Source organism: Pseudomonas sp. SID14000, from assembly GCF_002165135.1.
Taxonomy (GTDB): Bacteria; Pseudomonadota; Gammaproteobacteria; order Pseudomonadales; family Pseudomonadaceae; genus Aquipseudomonas.
In genome coordinates, this window is sequence record NZ_NFZQ01000012.1 from 159523 (window position 1) to 174239 (window position 14717).

14 protein-coding genes are annotated in these 14717 nt (G+C 66.1%); 13 read left to right on the forward strand and 1 reads right to left on the reverse strand.

Annotated elements, in window-relative coordinates; translation table 11 throughout:
- The first annotated feature begins 59 nt into the window (after nt 1–59).
- Entirely contained in the window at nt 60–1025 is a 966-nt protein-coding gene (gspK, locus tag CAY82_RS19160) for a type II secretion system minor pseudopilin GspK (RefSeq protein ID WP_087502616.1), read from the forward strand.
- A 134-nt stretch (nt 1026–1159) separates the two neighbouring features.
- Here gspK and CAY82_RS19165 read toward each other — a convergent pair whose 3' ends face one another.
- Nucleotides 1160–3220 carry a PhoX family phosphatase gene (locus tag CAY82_RS19165; RefSeq protein WP_087502617.1) on the reverse strand — a complete coding sequence of 687 codons (2061 nt, stop codon included), beginning with the start codon at nt 3218–3220 and terminating at the stop codon, nt 1160–1162.
- 224 nt (nt 3221–3444) lie between these two features.
- Here CAY82_RS19165 and CAY82_RS19170 point away from each other — a divergent pair, with 224 nt between their 5' ends.
- From CAY82_RS19170 to CAY82_RS19230, 12 genes are all read left to right on the forward strand, one after another.
- Nucleotides 3445–5085, forward strand: coding sequence for a lipoprotein UxpA (locus tag CAY82_RS19170; RefSeq protein ID WP_087502618.1), 1641 nt, complete (start codon nt 3445–3447; stop codon nt 5083–5085).
- The gene (locus tag CAY82_RS19175) at nt 5082–5507 is read left to right on the forward strand and encodes a pilus assembly protein PilZ (protein WP_087502619.1); all 426 of its coding nucleotides are present in this window, start codon (nt 5082–5084) and stop codon (nt 5505–5507) included. Before CAY82_RS19170 ends, CAY82_RS19175 begins: the two co-directional genes overlap by 4 nt.
- 3 nt (nt 5508–5510) lie before the next feature.
- Nucleotides 5511–7274, forward strand: coding sequence for a type II secretion system secretin GspD (gene gspD / locus CAY82_RS19180; protein WP_170931105.1), 1764 nt, complete (start codon nt 5511–5513; stop codon nt 7272–7274).
- Complete coding sequence (locus tag CAY82_RS19185; protein WP_087502621.1) at nt 7274–8722, forward strand: GspE/PulE family protein; 1449 nt, start codon at nt 7274–7276, stop codon at nt 8720–8722. The genes gspD and CAY82_RS19185 overlap by 1 nt, the downstream gene beginning before the upstream one ends.
- 3 nt (nt 8723–8725) lie before the next feature.
- Nucleotides 8726–9928, forward strand: coding sequence for a type II secretion system inner membrane protein GspF (gspF, locus tag CAY82_RS19190; RefSeq protein WP_087502622.1), 1203 nt, complete (start codon nt 8726–8728; stop codon nt 9926–9928).
- A 17-nt stretch (nt 9929–9945) separates the two neighbouring features.
- Nucleotides 9946–10380, forward strand: a complete 435-nt coding sequence (gspG, locus tag CAY82_RS19195; RefSeq protein ID WP_087502623.1) for a type II secretion system major pseudopilin GspG — start codon at nt 9946–9948, stop codon at nt 10378–10380.
- Nucleotides 10381–10383: 3 nt separating this feature from the next.
- Complete coding sequence (gene gspH, locus CAY82_RS19200) at nt 10384–10821, forward strand: type II secretion system minor pseudopilin GspH (protein WP_087502624.1); 438 nt, start codon at nt 10384–10386, stop codon at nt 10819–10821.
- Nucleotides 10818–11186 carry a type II secretion system protein GspI gene (locus CAY82_RS19205; protein ID WP_087502625.1) on the forward strand — a complete coding sequence of 123 codons (369 nt, stop codon included), beginning with the start codon at nt 10818–10820 and terminating at the stop codon, nt 11184–11186. The genes gspH and CAY82_RS19205 overlap by 4 nt, the downstream gene beginning before the upstream one ends.
- A gap of 71 nt (nt 11187–11257) precedes the next feature.
- On the forward strand, nt 11258–11929 hold the full coding sequence (locus CAY82_RS19215; RefSeq protein WP_087502626.1) for a prepilin-type N-terminal cleavage/methylation domain-containing protein: 672 nt from the start codon (nt 11258–11260) through the stop codon (nt 11927–11929).
- Nucleotides 11926–13002 carry a type II secretion system protein GspL gene (gspL, locus tag CAY82_RS19220; RefSeq protein ID WP_087502627.1) on the forward strand — a complete coding sequence of 359 codons (1077 nt, stop codon included), beginning with the start codon at nt 11926–11928 and terminating at the stop codon, nt 13000–13002. Before CAY82_RS19215 ends, gspL begins: the two co-directional genes overlap by 4 nt.
- Complete coding sequence (gspM, locus tag CAY82_RS19225; RefSeq protein WP_087502628.1) at nt 12999–13385, forward strand: type II secretion system protein GspM; 387 nt, start codon at nt 12999–13001, stop codon at nt 13383–13385. The genes gspL and gspM overlap by 4 nt, the downstream gene beginning before the upstream one ends.
- Entirely contained in the window at nt 13382–14041 is a 660-nt protein-coding gene (locus tag CAY82_RS19230) for a general secretion pathway protein GspN (protein WP_087502629.1), read from the forward strand. The genes gspM and CAY82_RS19230 overlap by 4 nt, the downstream gene beginning before the upstream one ends.
- Nucleotides 14042–14717 lie beyond the last annotated feature (676 nt).

The window sequence follows — 14717 nt, forward strand, 5'->3', positions numbered from 1 at the left end:
TACCTGCAACACCTGGCGTGTTGACTGGCGTCTTTATTCGGCGATAGAGGCAGGCAAGGATGGGTGGCAGGCAACAGCGGGGCGTGGCCCTGCTGATGGTGATGGTGGTGCTGGCGATGCTGGCGGCGGGCATGGCCTGGCTGGTGGAAGATGGCCGGCGCCAGGTCGAAGACGTGCGCCTGTTGCACCAGCGGGTGCAAGCGCGGGCGATGGAACAGGCCGGCCTGGCCTATGCCGAGCAGGCCCTGCGTGACCCCAGCTGGCGGCTTAGCCCGCTGTTCTGGCAGGCCTTGCGCGGGCAGCCGCTGAACTATGATTTTGGCGCTGGCCAGGCGCAGTTGCGGGTGCGCGACCTGCACACCTGTTTCAACGTCAACGCGTTGCTCGGCGCTGATGGCGAGCGCGCTGCGCGCCAGTTGCGTTACCTGCTGGGCGACGACATGGCTGCCGAGCGCCTGGTCGATGCGCTGGCTGACTGGCTTGATGCCGACAGTGATGCCCGCCTGCAGGGCGCCGAGAGCGCCCAGTACCTACGCCAGCGACCACCGCGCCTGGCTGCCAACCAGCCGATGCTCGATACCAGCGAGCTGAACCTGTTGCTGGAGCCGGATGCCGACCGGCAGGGTCGTTACCCGATGCTGTGCGCCTTGCCGCAGACCACCGGCTGGCGGCTGAATGCCAATGCCCTGGGGCTGGAGCATTTGCCATTGCTGGAGGCGCTTTATGAAGGGCGTTATTCGCGCTCGTTACTCAGCCGCATTATCAGCGGCCGGCCGGCGTCGGGGTATGTGGATGCAACTGCATTGCGCCAGGCGTTGGGGGCTGTGGACGATGAAAACTTCGAGCGGTTGAGCGAAGGGCTGCTGCTGAACAGTGGGGATTTCCTGTTGCAGCTGTCGTTCGCGGAGGAGGGGCGGGTGATACGCAGCGAGTTCCAGGTGGAGGCGCTGGGGGTGGTGCAATGGCATGCCCGGGTGCCGGCGCAGCAGGTGCGGATCAGGAGCCGGGAGCCGATAGTTCAGTAATATTCACCGGCCCATTCGCGGGTAAACCCCACAGGTACTGCACAGGGTTCAAAAACTGTGCGCTACCTGTGGGAGCAGGTTTACCTGCGAAGAGGCCGGTACAGCCAGCACAAGGCTGACTGACCGGCGCCATGTCAGATAGTCCCGATTTCCCCGCCATCGATACGCTGAATCACCACCGTCGCAGCCCGCGGCCTTACCGTGGTACCTGCCGGGGTGGCATCGGTGGCCTTGTCGGTATACGGCCAATTGTCCGGGTGCTGGATGTTGACGAACAGCGTCTTGTTGTCCGGGGTAAAGGTAATGCCGGTCACCTCGCAGCCATTCGGCCCGACGAAGAAGCGGCGCAGGTCTACCTGGTTCTGCGCGTTCACCGGCACCTGCTTGCCGCTGGCATCCACCAGGTTGGTGGGGATCACCGCCAGCAGCTGGTCGTTGGTGTAGTCGGTCACGGTACTCTCGCCGTTGTCTGTCTCGAACCACAGCACGCCACGGCTATCGAAACTCATGCCGTCCGGGCTGGCGAACTGGTTCAGTTCGGTCAGGCCGGAGCGGTTGATATCGGCGGTGCCGGCAGCGTTGGCGCCGAACACGAAAATGTCCCATGTGAAGCTCAGCTGGTCGTCGCTGTCGTGCCAGCGGATGATGTGGCCGTGACGGTTCGGGCCGCGCGGGTTGGCTGCATCGACCTTTTCTGGCGTGCGCGCGCTGTTGTTGGTCAGGGTCAGGTACACGTCGCCGTTGAGCGGGTTGACCGTGGTCCATTCCGGGCGGTCCATCGGCGTTGCGCCCACGGCATCGCCAGCACCACGGGTGTTGAGGATGATGCCTGGCAGGTCGCCATACAGTGCGCCCAGGGTGCTGCCGCCAGTGGTGGCGGTGGCCACGTCCAGCAGCAGCCATACGCCAGTGCCGTCGGCATTGAAGCGGGCCACGTACAGCTTGCCCTGGTCGAGGTACTTGGCGCCGGTGGCCAGGCGGTCGGCGGGGTTGGCATCGGCGGCGTCCCACACGGCGGTGGACACCCACTTGTACAGGTACTCGTTGTTCGAGTCGTCACCCATGTACCACACCAGCGGCTTGCCGACGACGGGCAGGCCCGGGCAGCAGCCTTCGTGGCGGAAGCGGCCCAGCGCGGTGCGCTTGGTGGCCAGGGTGCTGCTGTTGTATGGGTCGATTTCGACGATGTAGCCGTAGGTGCTGGCTTCGTTGCGATAGTCGTCGGTGGCGCTGGCGCCTTTGACAGTGACATCGAAACGGGCGAATTCGTCGGCCACTTCGCTGCTGTCGCCGGCTGCGGTTTCCCACTTGTACTGGCCGCTGGAGGTACCTACGCCAATGCGGCGCTGGTCTTCAGGGCGGGTGCCTTTGTTGACGAAGATGCCTGGCCAGTTCTCCTCACAGGTCAGGTAGGTGCCCCATGGGGTATAGCCGTTGCCGCAGTTGTTGTTGGTGCCGCGGCAGTGGGTGCCGGCGGTGGAGTACTTGGTCTTGACGTGGTCGGTACCCCGCAGCGGGCCGGTGATTTCCATGCGCGAGGCGGTAGTGAAGCGGCGGTTGAGCGGGTCGTTGTCGACCACCTGCCAGCGACCGTTGAGTTTCTGCAGGCGCACCACACCGGCGCCGTGGGCGTTGATTTCCTTGCGCACTTCCTCGGCCGGGCGCTTGCCGTTGACATCGGTGGTCGGGCCGGCCGGGTGCAGGGCGGCGGTGTCGATGTACTCGAAGTTGATCGCCAGCAGGCCGTCTTCGGAGCTGCCGTTGATGGGGAAGAAGTGCATGCCGTCATGGTGCATGCCCATGGCGTTGGCCTGGTCGGTCGAGGTGTTGCTGCCGTCGGACTTCCACGGGTTGCCGTTGCTGTTGATCGGCGTACCCCAGGGCGCCAGCACGTAGGCGCTGTAGCCGGTGGCAACCACGCAGGCGTCGGTGCGCGAGCCCGGGATGGATTGGAAGCCTAGTGCCAGTTTCGGCACTTCGGGCTCAGTCACGGGTGGCTCGGTCACTGGATCATCGTGATCGGAGCCACCACCGTCGAAGCAGCCTGTCAGGCCGGTACCGGCAATCATGGCGATGGCGGCGCCCAGGCTGCCGCGTATCACACTGCGGCGGCTCAGATAGGCATCCATGACGTTGGCCATCGGCAGGTTGCCGCTTTGGTTCCGGTCCAGGTTGTCGCCGGTATCTCGACTCATCAGGGTGTCCTTATGTTGGCTGAGTTAGAGGAAACCGCGACTTTAGTGCGCAAATATGATGATTCATTGGCAGAAATGTTAAGGGGGTTTTAAAACAACCCGCTCTTAGAAGCATGCTGTACAGATCAATTTGGAATGATTGTCGGATTTCTGCCATCAAACTGTAATGCCAACGCCGCAACATCCGGGGCCCTGAATGAACACGGAAAAGGATGGCAGGTTCGATGGCAAGCAGTGTGCACAGGCGCGAAGTGATTGGCTGGATGGGTGTCGGTGCCTTGGCACCGTTACTCGGCGCCTGCTCCGCCTTCCCTGGGCAGCAAGGCGGTAACGCGCGCCTCGACCTGCTGTACGTGGCCGACACCCTCGATGCTCGCCAGCCTGGACAGGCCGTTGTGCCGGCCACCCGTCTGGGGCCGGTCAGCCACCTGGGCCGCGCTCCATGGATGACCGGCAGCAGCGCCAGTATCGCCTACCCGCAACTGGCGCCACTGCTCGATGCCAGTCAGGCTGCATCTGCGCAGCTGGGCGGCTATGCGGTGCTGGCGGCGTTGCTGGAGCAATTGCGTGGCGAGGCTGGGGCGGGCAACAGCCTGACCCTGGAAAACGGTCAGGGCTGGAATGGCAGCGGCCTGGCCTACCTGACCCAGGGCGAAAGCGGCCTGCAGGGCAGTCAGCTGCTGGGCATCGAAGCACGGGTCAGCAGCGACGAGCGCGTGCTGTGGCCACAGCGCAGCCCGGCGCTGTATCGCCAGGCAGGTGCCGTCACCCTGGGCGCCGGGCTGGCGGACACGCAACGCCAGGCTTTGGGCCTGGAGGCCTTGCACATCTTCGAACGCGGCGGCGCACGTATTGCCGTGGTCGGCGTGACCGACCCCTACGCCCAGGACCAGAAAGCCTCTCTCAAACAGTGGTACCAGTCATTGCAGCCGGTGTTCGAACAGGCCCGACGCGAGGCCGACCTGGTGGTGGCCATGGCCGATGTCGGTACCGGGCCGGGCCTGTGGCTGGCCGAGCGGATGCCGCAGATCGACGTGTTGCTGTGCGCCCGCGGCCAGGACCTGTGGCCGGCGCCGGTCGAGGTGAGCCAGGCCAGCGGCCGCCGTGTACCGGTGCTGTTCGCCGGTTGCCGGGGCTGCGGCGCCTTCCGCCTGCGCTGCCAGCGCGTGGCGGGGCTGTGGCAGTTCGCCGGGCGTTTCTTCCCGGCCTTCGAACAACAGCTGGCACCCGCCGCGCAGCAGCGTGTCGGGGCATTGCAGGCAGAACTGCGCCAGCAGCGCGCCGGCCACGCGGCCTGGCTCGATCAACCGCTGGCCCGCGCGCCCCAGGCGCTGTGGCGCCGCGACACCCGAGGCGGCAGTTGGGACCGTCTGCTGCATCAGGCCCTGGCCGACGACAGCCGCATGCCGGTGTTGCTGCCGGGCCTGCGTTATGACTACCCGCTGCCCGCCGGGGCGGCCATTACCCGCGAACACCTGATCAGCCTCACCGGTGGCTACCCGGCACCGGTGGTCGAAGCACCGGCCCGACAGGTCGAGCAAGTGCTGGAAAACGCTGCGGAGCAATTGTTTGGCGACCCGCTGCTGCTGGACAACAGCCAGGACCTGCCGCGCTGGCAGGGCCAGGCCTGGCGTGTCAGCTACAGCCCGCAAGGCAAGCGCATCAGTGGCCTCGAGCCAGCGCAGGGGCTTTGCCGCACGTTTGGCCTGCAATTCGAAACCCAGACCGGAGAGCCGCTGTGGCAACGGGTCGAAGCCTGGCTCGCCCGCCAGGCGACCGACTGGCAACTGGCGCCGCTGCAACTGCCTGAAGTGCACTACGTGCAGGGGCACCCGGGCTGGCACCCAAGGCAGTTGGCCTCGTGACGCTCGCCTCGCGCCTGCTGACTGGCGCTGGCCTGACCCTGGCCGGCTGGCTGGCGGCCCAGTGCGTGCTGCAACTGAGCCGCCAGCCGCAACCGGCCACTGCGCCCGTAGCGGCCAACAAGCCGCTGCCTGGCTTGATGGTCGGCCATTGGCTGGTACCCGTCGACGACGATGCCATCGCCATCACCCGCCTGCCGCTGCAATACCTCGGCGGCCTCAAGGCCCGGCCGCTGGCCTCCAGCGTGGTAGTGCTGCGCTATGGCGAGCAGGTGCGCACTTTGGCCCGCGGTCAGCACCTGGCGCCAGGGATCGTGCTGCAGGACATCGATAGCGATGGCCTGATTTTCAACAACCAGGGGCGGCGTGAGCGCCTGCCCTGGCCGCCACGCCCCGCCGTGACCGGCCTCAAGCGGCAAGGATGAACGATGCTTGTTAGATATTGCGTGGCGGCCGTACTGAGCCTGGCCCTGTCCGTGGCCTGTGCTGAAGAGCCGGTGTTCGATGACAACGGCACGCCAATGTACGAGGTGAACTTCGTCGACACCGAACTGGGCGAGTTCATCGACAGCGTGTCGCGCATCACTGGCACCACCTTCATCGTCGACCCCCGGGTCAAGGGCAAGGTCACCGTGCGCACCGTTGACCTGCATGACGCCGATGCCATCTACGACATTTTTCTGGCCCAGTTGCGCGCCCAGGGCTATGCCACTGTCGACCTGCCTAACGGCAGCGTGAAGATCGTTCCCGACCAGGCCGCTCGCCTGGAGCCTGTGCCGGTGGAGGCAGGAGGGCAGCAGGGGGAGGGCAGCGACAGCGTGGCTACTCGGGTATTCAATGTGCGCAACGCCGCCAGCGAGCAGGTACTGGGCATTCTCAAGCCCCTGATCGACCAACGGGTCGGTGTGATCACACCTTACCCGGCGGCGCACCAGTTGGTCGTTACCGACTGGCGCAGCAACCTGGAACGCATCGCCAGCTTGCTGCGCCAGCTCGACCGCCCCCAGGACGCACCCGGCAGCGGCAGTACCCAGGTCATCTACCTGCGCCATGCCAATGCGGGCGAAGTGGTCAAGGTGTTGCGCGGGCTCAGCCAGGAGGGGATGGTGCCCTCGGAAGGTGCGGGCGAAGGAGAGGGCAAGGACAGGCCCGTAGTACCTGCCGGCGGAGGTTCGGGCATCCGCCTGGAATACGAAGAAGGCACCAACGCCGTGGTCATGGTCGGCCCCGACAGCGAGCTGGCCGCCTACCGTGCCATCGTCGAGCAGTTGGACATCCGCCGTGCTCAGGTAGTGGTGGAAGCGATCATCGCCGAGGTGTCCGACAGCAGCGCCCAGGAACTGGGCGTGCAGTGGCTGTTCGCTGACGAGAAGTTCGGTGCCGGCATCGTCAATTTCGGCAGCAACGGGGTGAACATCGCCAACATCGCCGGGGCCGCCGCCAGTGGTGACAACGAGGCCCTCAGCGACCTGTTGTCCAGTACCACTGGCGCCATGGCGGGTATCGGCCATTTCGGCGGTGGTTTCAACTTCGCCATGCTGGTCAACGCGCTGAAAGGCAAGAGCGGCTTCAACCTGCTGTCCACGCCCACCCTGCTGACTCTGGACAACGCCGAGGCGTCGATCCTGGTCGGCCAGGAAGTGCCCTTCGTCACCGGTTCGGTGACGCAGAACAACGCCAACCCGTACCAGACCATCGAGCGCAAGGAGGTCGGGGTGAAGCTGCGCATCAAGCCGCAGATCAACATCGACAACAGCGTGCGCCTGGACATCGTCCAGGAGGTGTCGTCGATTGCCGAGTCTACGGCTGCCAGCGACGTGATCACCAACAAGCGCGAGATCAAGACCAAGGTTATGGTCGAGGACAACGGCCTGGTGATTCTCGGCGGCCTGATCAGTGACGAACTGAGCACCAGCGACCAGCGCGTGCCGCTGCTTGGCGATATCCCTTATCTGGGCCGGCTGTTCCGCTCCGACGCCACCAAGAACACCAAGCAGAACCTGATGGTGTTCATCCGCCCGCGCATCCTGCGTGACGGACCGAGCCTGGCCGGGCTCAGTGAAGGCAAGTACCGCACCTTGCAGCAGACCACGCCGCTGCAATTGCCTGACCTGGCTGATGCGCAAAGCGCTACGCCGCTGCTGCAAGTATTCCCCTCCAGCCGCGCACGGCTGGAAGGCGGTAACTGGTGATGCTGCCTTATCGTCAGGCACGGCAGAGCGGGGTGGCCATGGCCCCGGCGGAGCAGGGCTGGCAGCTATGGCTGCGGCACGACGCCGACAGCGCTCAGTTACAGGAGCTGCTGCGCGTGCACGGCCAGCCCAGCCTGCTCGAATACCTGGAACCTGCGCTGTTCGATGAACGCCTCGGCCAGCTGTACCAGGCCGGCGATGCTGCCACCGCTGCGCTGATCGAAGGCATCGGCGACCAGGTCGACCTGGACAGCCTGATGAGCGAAATGCCACGCATCGAGGACCTGCTGGAAAGCGACGACGAGGCCCCGGTGATCCGCCTGATCAACGGCCTGTTCGGCCAGGCCTTGCGCCTGCACGCCTCGGACATTCATATAGAAACCTTCGAGCAGAGCCTGGTGGTGCGCCTGCGGGTCGATGGTCACCTGCGCGAAGTGTTGCGCCCACCGCGTGCGCTGTCGGCCATGCTGGTGTCGCGGATCAAGGTCATGGCGCGCCTGGACATCGCTGAAAAGCGCCAGCCCCAGGATGGCCGTATCACCCTGCGTGCGGCGGGGCGTGAAGTGGATGTGCGGGTCTCGACCCTGCCCGGCATCCACGGCGAGCGGGTGGTGATGCGCGTGCTCGACAAGCAGGCCAGCCTGCTGGCGCTGGGCAACCTGGGCATGCCGGCAGCGGTGTTGCAGGGCCTGCGCAGTTGCCTGGCGCGGCCCAACGGCATCGTGCTGTCCACGGGGCCGACCGGTTCGGGCAAGACCACTACGTTGTACGCCAGCCTCAACAGCCTCAACGACGGCAGCCGCAATATCCTCACCGTCGAGGACCCGGTGGAATACGCAATCGCCGGCATCGGCCAGACTGCCATCAACCCGCGTGCCGGGCTGACCTTCGCCAGCGGCCTGCGCGCCATCCTGCGCCAGGACCCGGACGTGATCATGCTTGGCGAAATCCGCGACCAGGAGACCGCGCAGATCGCCGTGCAGGCAAGCCTCACCGGCCACCTGGTGTTGTCCACACTGCACACCAACAGTGCGGTGGGCGCGGTGACCCGCCTGCGCGACATGGGCATCGAACCGTTCCTGATCGCCTCGTGCCTGCGCGGCGTACTGGCCCAGCGCCTGGTGCGGCGCTTGTGCAGTTGCGCCGTGGCGCGCCCGCTGCAGCCGGCGGAACGTGACCTGTGGCCCGAGTTGGCGACTCTTGGCAGCAGCCACCACGCGGTGGGCTGTGAACAGTGCCAGGGCTGCGGTTATGTCGGGCGGCTGGGCCTGTATGAATTCATCGAACTGGACGCCGGGCTGATCGGCCTGCTGTACGACGGCGCCAGTGAACTGGCCATGCAGGACTACCTGGCCGAACGCCGGCAGAGCCTGGTGGCGATGGCCAGCGACTGCCTGGCTCGTGGCGAGACCAGCCTGGCCGAAGTCTTGCGCGTGGTGCAGGGCTGAGCCGTGCCGACCTATCGCTACCAGGCCGTCGACCTCGCCGGCAAGACCCGCAAGGCCAGCTTGCAGGCCGACAGCGAACGTCATGCTCGTCAGTTGTTGCGTGAGCAGGGGCTGTTCGCCCGCCGGTTGCAGCGCCTTGAGGCTGGCACCCGGCAACCCCGGCGCCAGCGCCTGAGTCGCGCCCAGCTGTGCGAGCTGACTCGTCAGCTGGCTACCTTGACCGGTGCAGGCATCCCTTTGGTCGATGCCCTGGCTACCTTGGAGCGGCAATTACGCCAGCCCGCCCTGCACAGTGTGCTGGTGGCCTTGCGCGGTTCGCTGGCTGAAGGCCTGGGCCTGGCCCGCAGTCTGGCGCGTCAGGGGGCACCGTTTGCTGGCCTGTACTGCGCGCTGGTCGAGGCCGGGGAGCGCTCCGGTCGCCTGGCCCAGGTGTTGACCCGTCTCGCCGACCACCTGGAGCAGGTACAACGACAACAGCACAAGGCTCGTACCGCGCTGATCTACCCCACTGTATTGGTGGGGGTGTCATTTGCCGTGGTAGTCGGCCTGATGACCTTCGTCGTACCCAGGCTCACCGAACAATTCGCCCACGCCGGGCAGAGCCTGCCGTTCATCACATCGCTGTTGATCGGCCTGAGCCAAGGGCTGGTGCAGGCCGGGCCCTGGCTGTCGGGGCTGGCCCTGTTGCTCGGCGTGCTTGGCGGCTGGTTGCTGCGCAAGCCACACTGGTGCCTGCGCCGCGACCAGTTGCTGCTACGCCTGCCACACATCGGCAGCCTGCTGCAGGTACTGGAAAGCGCGCGCCTGGCACGCAGCCTGGCGATTCTCTGCGGCAGCGGCGTGGTCCTGCTCGAAGCCCTGCAAGTGGCCACCGAAACCGTCGGCAACCGGCGTATCCGCCTGGCCATGGAGCAGGTGCGCCAGCAGGTGCAGGGCGGCACCAGCCTGCATCGCGCGCTGGATGCCAGCCAGCAATTCCCGCCGCTGCTGGTGAACATGGTGGGCAGCGGCGAAGCCAGCGGCACCCTGGCCGACATGCTCGAGCGCGTGGCGGATGACCAGGAGCGCGGTTTTGCCCGCCAGGTCGATACCGCCATGGCGCTGTTCGAACCCCTGATGATCCTGGTGATGGGCGCCGTGGTGCTGTTCATCGTGCTGGCGGTGCTGCTACCGATCATGCAACTCAACCAGGGCCTGCAACTGTGACGACAAGGAGTACTGCCATGCAGCATCGACGTAACCGCCAGCGCGGCTTCACCCTCATGGAAATCATGGTGGTCATCTTCATCATCGGTCTGCTGATTGCCGTGGTCGCGCCCAGCGTGCTGGGCAACCAGGACAAGGCCATGAAGCAGAAGGTGATGGCCGACCTGGCAACCCTGGAGCAGGCGCTGGACATGTATCGTCTGGACAACCTGCGGTTCCCCAGTAGCGAGCAGGGCCTGGCCGCGCTGGTGAAAAAGCCTGCCCATGAGCCGCTGCCACGGGCCTGGCGCAGTGACGGCTACGTGCGCCGTCTGCCGGAAGACCCTTGGGGCACCCCGTACCAGTACCGTATGCCCGGTGAGCATGGCCGGGTCGACATTTACTCGCTGGGCGCCGATGGCCTGCCGGGCGGCGAAGGCCAGGATGCCGACCTGGGTAACTGGGAGCTGTAAAGGGTGCGCCGTCAGCGGGGCTTCAGCCTGATCGAGCTGCTGGTGGTTCTGGCCATCGCCGGTCTTATGACCGGGCTGGCGGTGGCCGGGCTCGGCAACAGCCAGGCCAGTGTCGACCAGGCCCTGCAACGGCTGGCGACAGAGACCCGGGCGCAGGCCGCGCTGGCCCGGCATGCCGGGCAACTGCGCGGGTTGCGCTGGAATGGCCAGCGCCCGGAGTTCGTCCGGCGCGAGGGTAATGGCTGGGTGATTGTAGCGGTCGCCCTGGGCGACTGGCCCAAGGGCCTGCGCCCGGACTGGCCGGCCAGCCCGCAGCCGCGCCTGCTGTTCACCCCGCATGGCTGGGCGCAACCGGGTAACGTGCGCTGGCGCTGGGCCGATGGCAGCCAACAATGGGCATGGAGCCGCGATGGCCGCTTGCAGGTGGTGGTTGCCCCATGAAGCGCCGTCAGCGTGGTTTCACCCTGCTGGAAGTGACCGTGGCCTTGGCCATCGCCGCGGTGCTGGCGGTGATCACCAGCCAGGTCCTGCGCCAGCGCCTGGCGGTGCAGGACAACCTGCAGCAACACCGCCTTGGCCTGCTGTGCGCGCGCGAACTGCAAACCCGCTTTGCCGTCGAGCAGTACTGGCCAGCTGCACACCAGGTTGGCGGTGAACTGAGCCAGGGCGGCCAGCGCTGCCACTGGCAAATGCAACTGCGCCGTACCGGCGTACGCGACCTGCGTCGTGGCGAGCTGCTGTTGTTCGCCGACCGCGACCAGCGCCTGCCGCTAGGCCAGTACACCGTGTTCCTGGAGCGGCCATGAGTTACAGAAATCCTGAAGCTTGTGCGGTCCCTGTGGGAGCCGGTTTACCCGCGAAGCAGGCACCGCGGTGTATGGCACCGGCTTCGCCGGTGTTCGCGGGTGAACCCGCTCCCACAGGGGCGGCGTATACCCGTCAGCCCGGTATCCTGACGACGAAGCACCGCCAGGCCGGCCTGACCTTGATCGAGCTGATGGTCGCCCTGGCCCTTACCGCTGTGCTCGGCATCATGCTCGCTGCCCTGGTCAACAGCTGGCTCAAGGTCCGCGAACGCCTGCAGGTCACCACCCAGGAAACTTCGGTGCTGGACTTCTGTCTGGCCCTGGAGCGTCGCTTCGACAGCCCGGTAATGCGCCGTGTCTACGACCAGCGCCTGCCCCTGGCCAGCCGCTGGCTGGACTGGCAACCGGCAAGCAAGCAGTTGCTCTGGGTCGCCATGACCGGCATGCCGGAAGCCGAAGGCGGCTCGCGCCTGCAGCGCCAGCGCCTGCGCTTCGAGGCCCGCGAGCAGCGCCTGCTGCTGGAAACCTCGGCCGACCTCTACGCCGCCGCCGCTCCACGCTGGGTCCAGCGCGACCGGCTCGACCGGGTCAGCGCCATGAATGTTCTTTATTACCAGGGCGGCCGCTGGCTGGCCTGGCCTTCCGACCAACCTGCGCACCCCGGTCGTGGCGTGCGTCTGGAACTGCAGCGTGACGGAGCACCCTATGTTTGCACCTTCGCCCTCCCGTGGGGGCGCTCATGAAGTTTGAATGGGGGCGGCGCACCCCGGCCCAGTCGTGGCTGTTGCTGCGACCGGGCGTTGTCTGGCACTGGGCGCTGGCCGAGGGCGGCCTTGTGCAACGCCAAGGGCAGGGCGAGCCCCCGGGGAACCTGCAGGCCCGTGTGGCGTTGGTCCTGCCTGCCGAGGCCTGCAGCCATTTCCGTGTGCCGGCACCGCCTGGGCTCAAGCGTGAAGAGTGGCCGCTGTTGCTCGAAGACCGCTTGCTGCAGGCCCCCGATGAAGTGACATGCGCCTGCCTGGGTCGCGACCCCGGTCATCTTCGGTTATTGGTGGTGGCCCGCCAGCAACTGGACGACTGGCGCGGGCAGTGTGCCGAATGGGGGTTGCAGGTGGCGCGTTGCTGGGCGGAGCTGCAGTTGCTGCCTCCCCCCGAGGCTGGCCGTGCCTGGCAATGGCAGCGCACACCGGGCATGTCCCTGTACAAAAGTCTGGCCGAAGGCGCGCAGGAGCACTGGCTGGCCTGGCCGGATGCACTGGGCGAAGTACCACGGCAACCGTGGGCGGGGCTGCAAAAGGTCGCGCTGAGTGGCGACTGGCCCAGTACGTTGGTACCGCTCGATACATTGCCCGGCCTGTTCGAGCGTACCCGCAAGGTGCGCTCGCTGCCGGTGGTTTCCCGGCCGCAGCAACGGCTGTTCGCTACCTGCCTGGTACTGGCTGCCGTCTGGGGCGGGTTATGGTTGAGCCAACAGTGGCGCCAGGCGCAACTCTGGCGCAGCCAGGTCACTGCTGTGGTTGGTGAGCAGGCCAGCCCCCGGCCTGCTGCGCAGGCCCTCAAGCGCCTGCGCGAAAGTGAGCTGCAACAGCACCTGCGCACGCGCCAGCTCGAAGACCTGCAGGCGGCGTTGCAGGCCTGGCTGCGTGACCACCCCGGCTGGCGCCTGCAAGCGGTGCGCTTCGATGGCCAGCGCTGGCACCTGCGGCTGGAGGGCGAGGGCAGTGCGCCGCCATGGAGCGACATGGCTACAGCTGCCGGGGCCTCCGTCCAGGTGCAAGATGGCCAAGTGGTGTTTGACCTCGGAGCAGCCTCATGAACCGGGACTGGCTACAGCGTCATCGTCTGAAGTTTGCCTGGGCACTGATTGCTTTGTTGCTGGCCTTCCTTGCCCTGCGCGCAGGCCTTGCGCAATGGCGCGAGCTCAGCCAGTGGCGCGGGCTGGCCGAACAGGCTGCCAGCCTGCAGCGCGGCCCGGGGTTGAACCTGGAGCGGCTACGCCAGTCGGCCCAGGCGCGGCAGATCGAACTGGCCGAGGTCGATGCGCAGGGCAAGACCTGGCAACTGCATGGGCAGGTAGCCGACGAGCGCGTGCTGCAAGGCTGGTTGCAAAGTCTGCGTGCAGAAGGTGTACAGCTACTGCAATGGGGGCTGGAGCAGGATGCCAAGGGCATGCGCTTCGACCTGGTGGTGCAGCCATGAGCCGCAAGGGAATGGGGTGGGTTGTACTGGTATTCGTGCTGTCGGTAGTGGTTGAGCTTCCGGCCTGTTGGGTGGTGCGTGCGTTCGGCCTGCCAGTGCGTGATGCCAGTGGCAGTCTCTGGCAAGGCCAGGCCCAACAGTTGGGCCCGGTCGGGCCTTTGCACTGGGCGGTACAGCCTTGGCGCTTGCAGGCGAGTGCGCAGCTGGGCTTTCAGGGCCAGGCTTGGCAGTTGCGTGCCGAAGGCTGGCCTTGGCGCTGGCGGCTCGACGCCTCTGCGGTGGGCGCCCAGGCGACCGTTCCGACGGATTACCGCCTGGCGGGTCAGTGGCAGGGGGCATTGCGAATTCAGGGGGCAGGGCGCCAATGCCATGCCAGCGAAGGTCGCATAACGGTAACCGACCTTGCCCTGAGCGAGCCCTGGTCGCTCGGCCTGGGGCAGGGCTGGCTGGAGATGGACTGCCAAAACGGCTGGGGCCTGCGCGGGCAGTTGGTGCAGCAGGGGCAGCATCAACTGGCCGTGGATGCCGACCTGCCAGGGCGCCGGGCGCAGGTAGTGTTCGAGTTGCAGCCGGAGGCGGCGCTGACACCCTTGCTGCGCGGGGCGCAGTGGCTTGGGCCGCAGGCGTTGGCCGGGCAGCGAGACTTGCGCTGGTAAGGGGAAATGCGTGGAGATTGCATGGAGGCTGGGAGGTGATCGGCTTGAGTCTTGAGTGGGGGCGCAAATCGAGCGCCGCCCGCGCGGCGCTTCGCGGGACAAGCCCGCTCCCACATTTGTTGCAACGTGGCCATGCCTGTGGGAGAGGCGTTGTCAGCCTGGGTGCATGGCTTGAGACAGGTGATGCGGCAGCAATGCCAACTCAGAAATCCAGTCAACCCACCAAGGCTGGCAACCATGGCCTGACAGGTTCGGCACGTTGCAACAAATGTGGCCATGCCTGTGGGAGAGGCGTTGTCAGCCTGGGTGCATGGCTTGAGACAGGTGATGCGGCAGCAATGCCAACTCAGAAATCCAGTCAACCCACCAAGGCTGGCAACCATGGCCTGACAGGTTCGGCACGTTGCAACAAATGTGGCCATGCCTGTGGGAGAGGCGTTGTCAGCCTGGGTGCATGGCTTGAGACAGGTGATGCGGCAGCAATGCCAACTCAGAAATCCAGTCAACCCACCAAGGCTGGCAACCATGGCCTGACAGGTTCGGCACGTTGCAACAAATGTGGCCATGCCTGTGGGAGAGGCGTTGTCAGCCTGGGTGCATGGCTTGAGACAGGTGATGCGGCAGCAATGCCAACTCAGAAATCCAGTCAACCCACCAAGGCCGGCAACCATGGCCT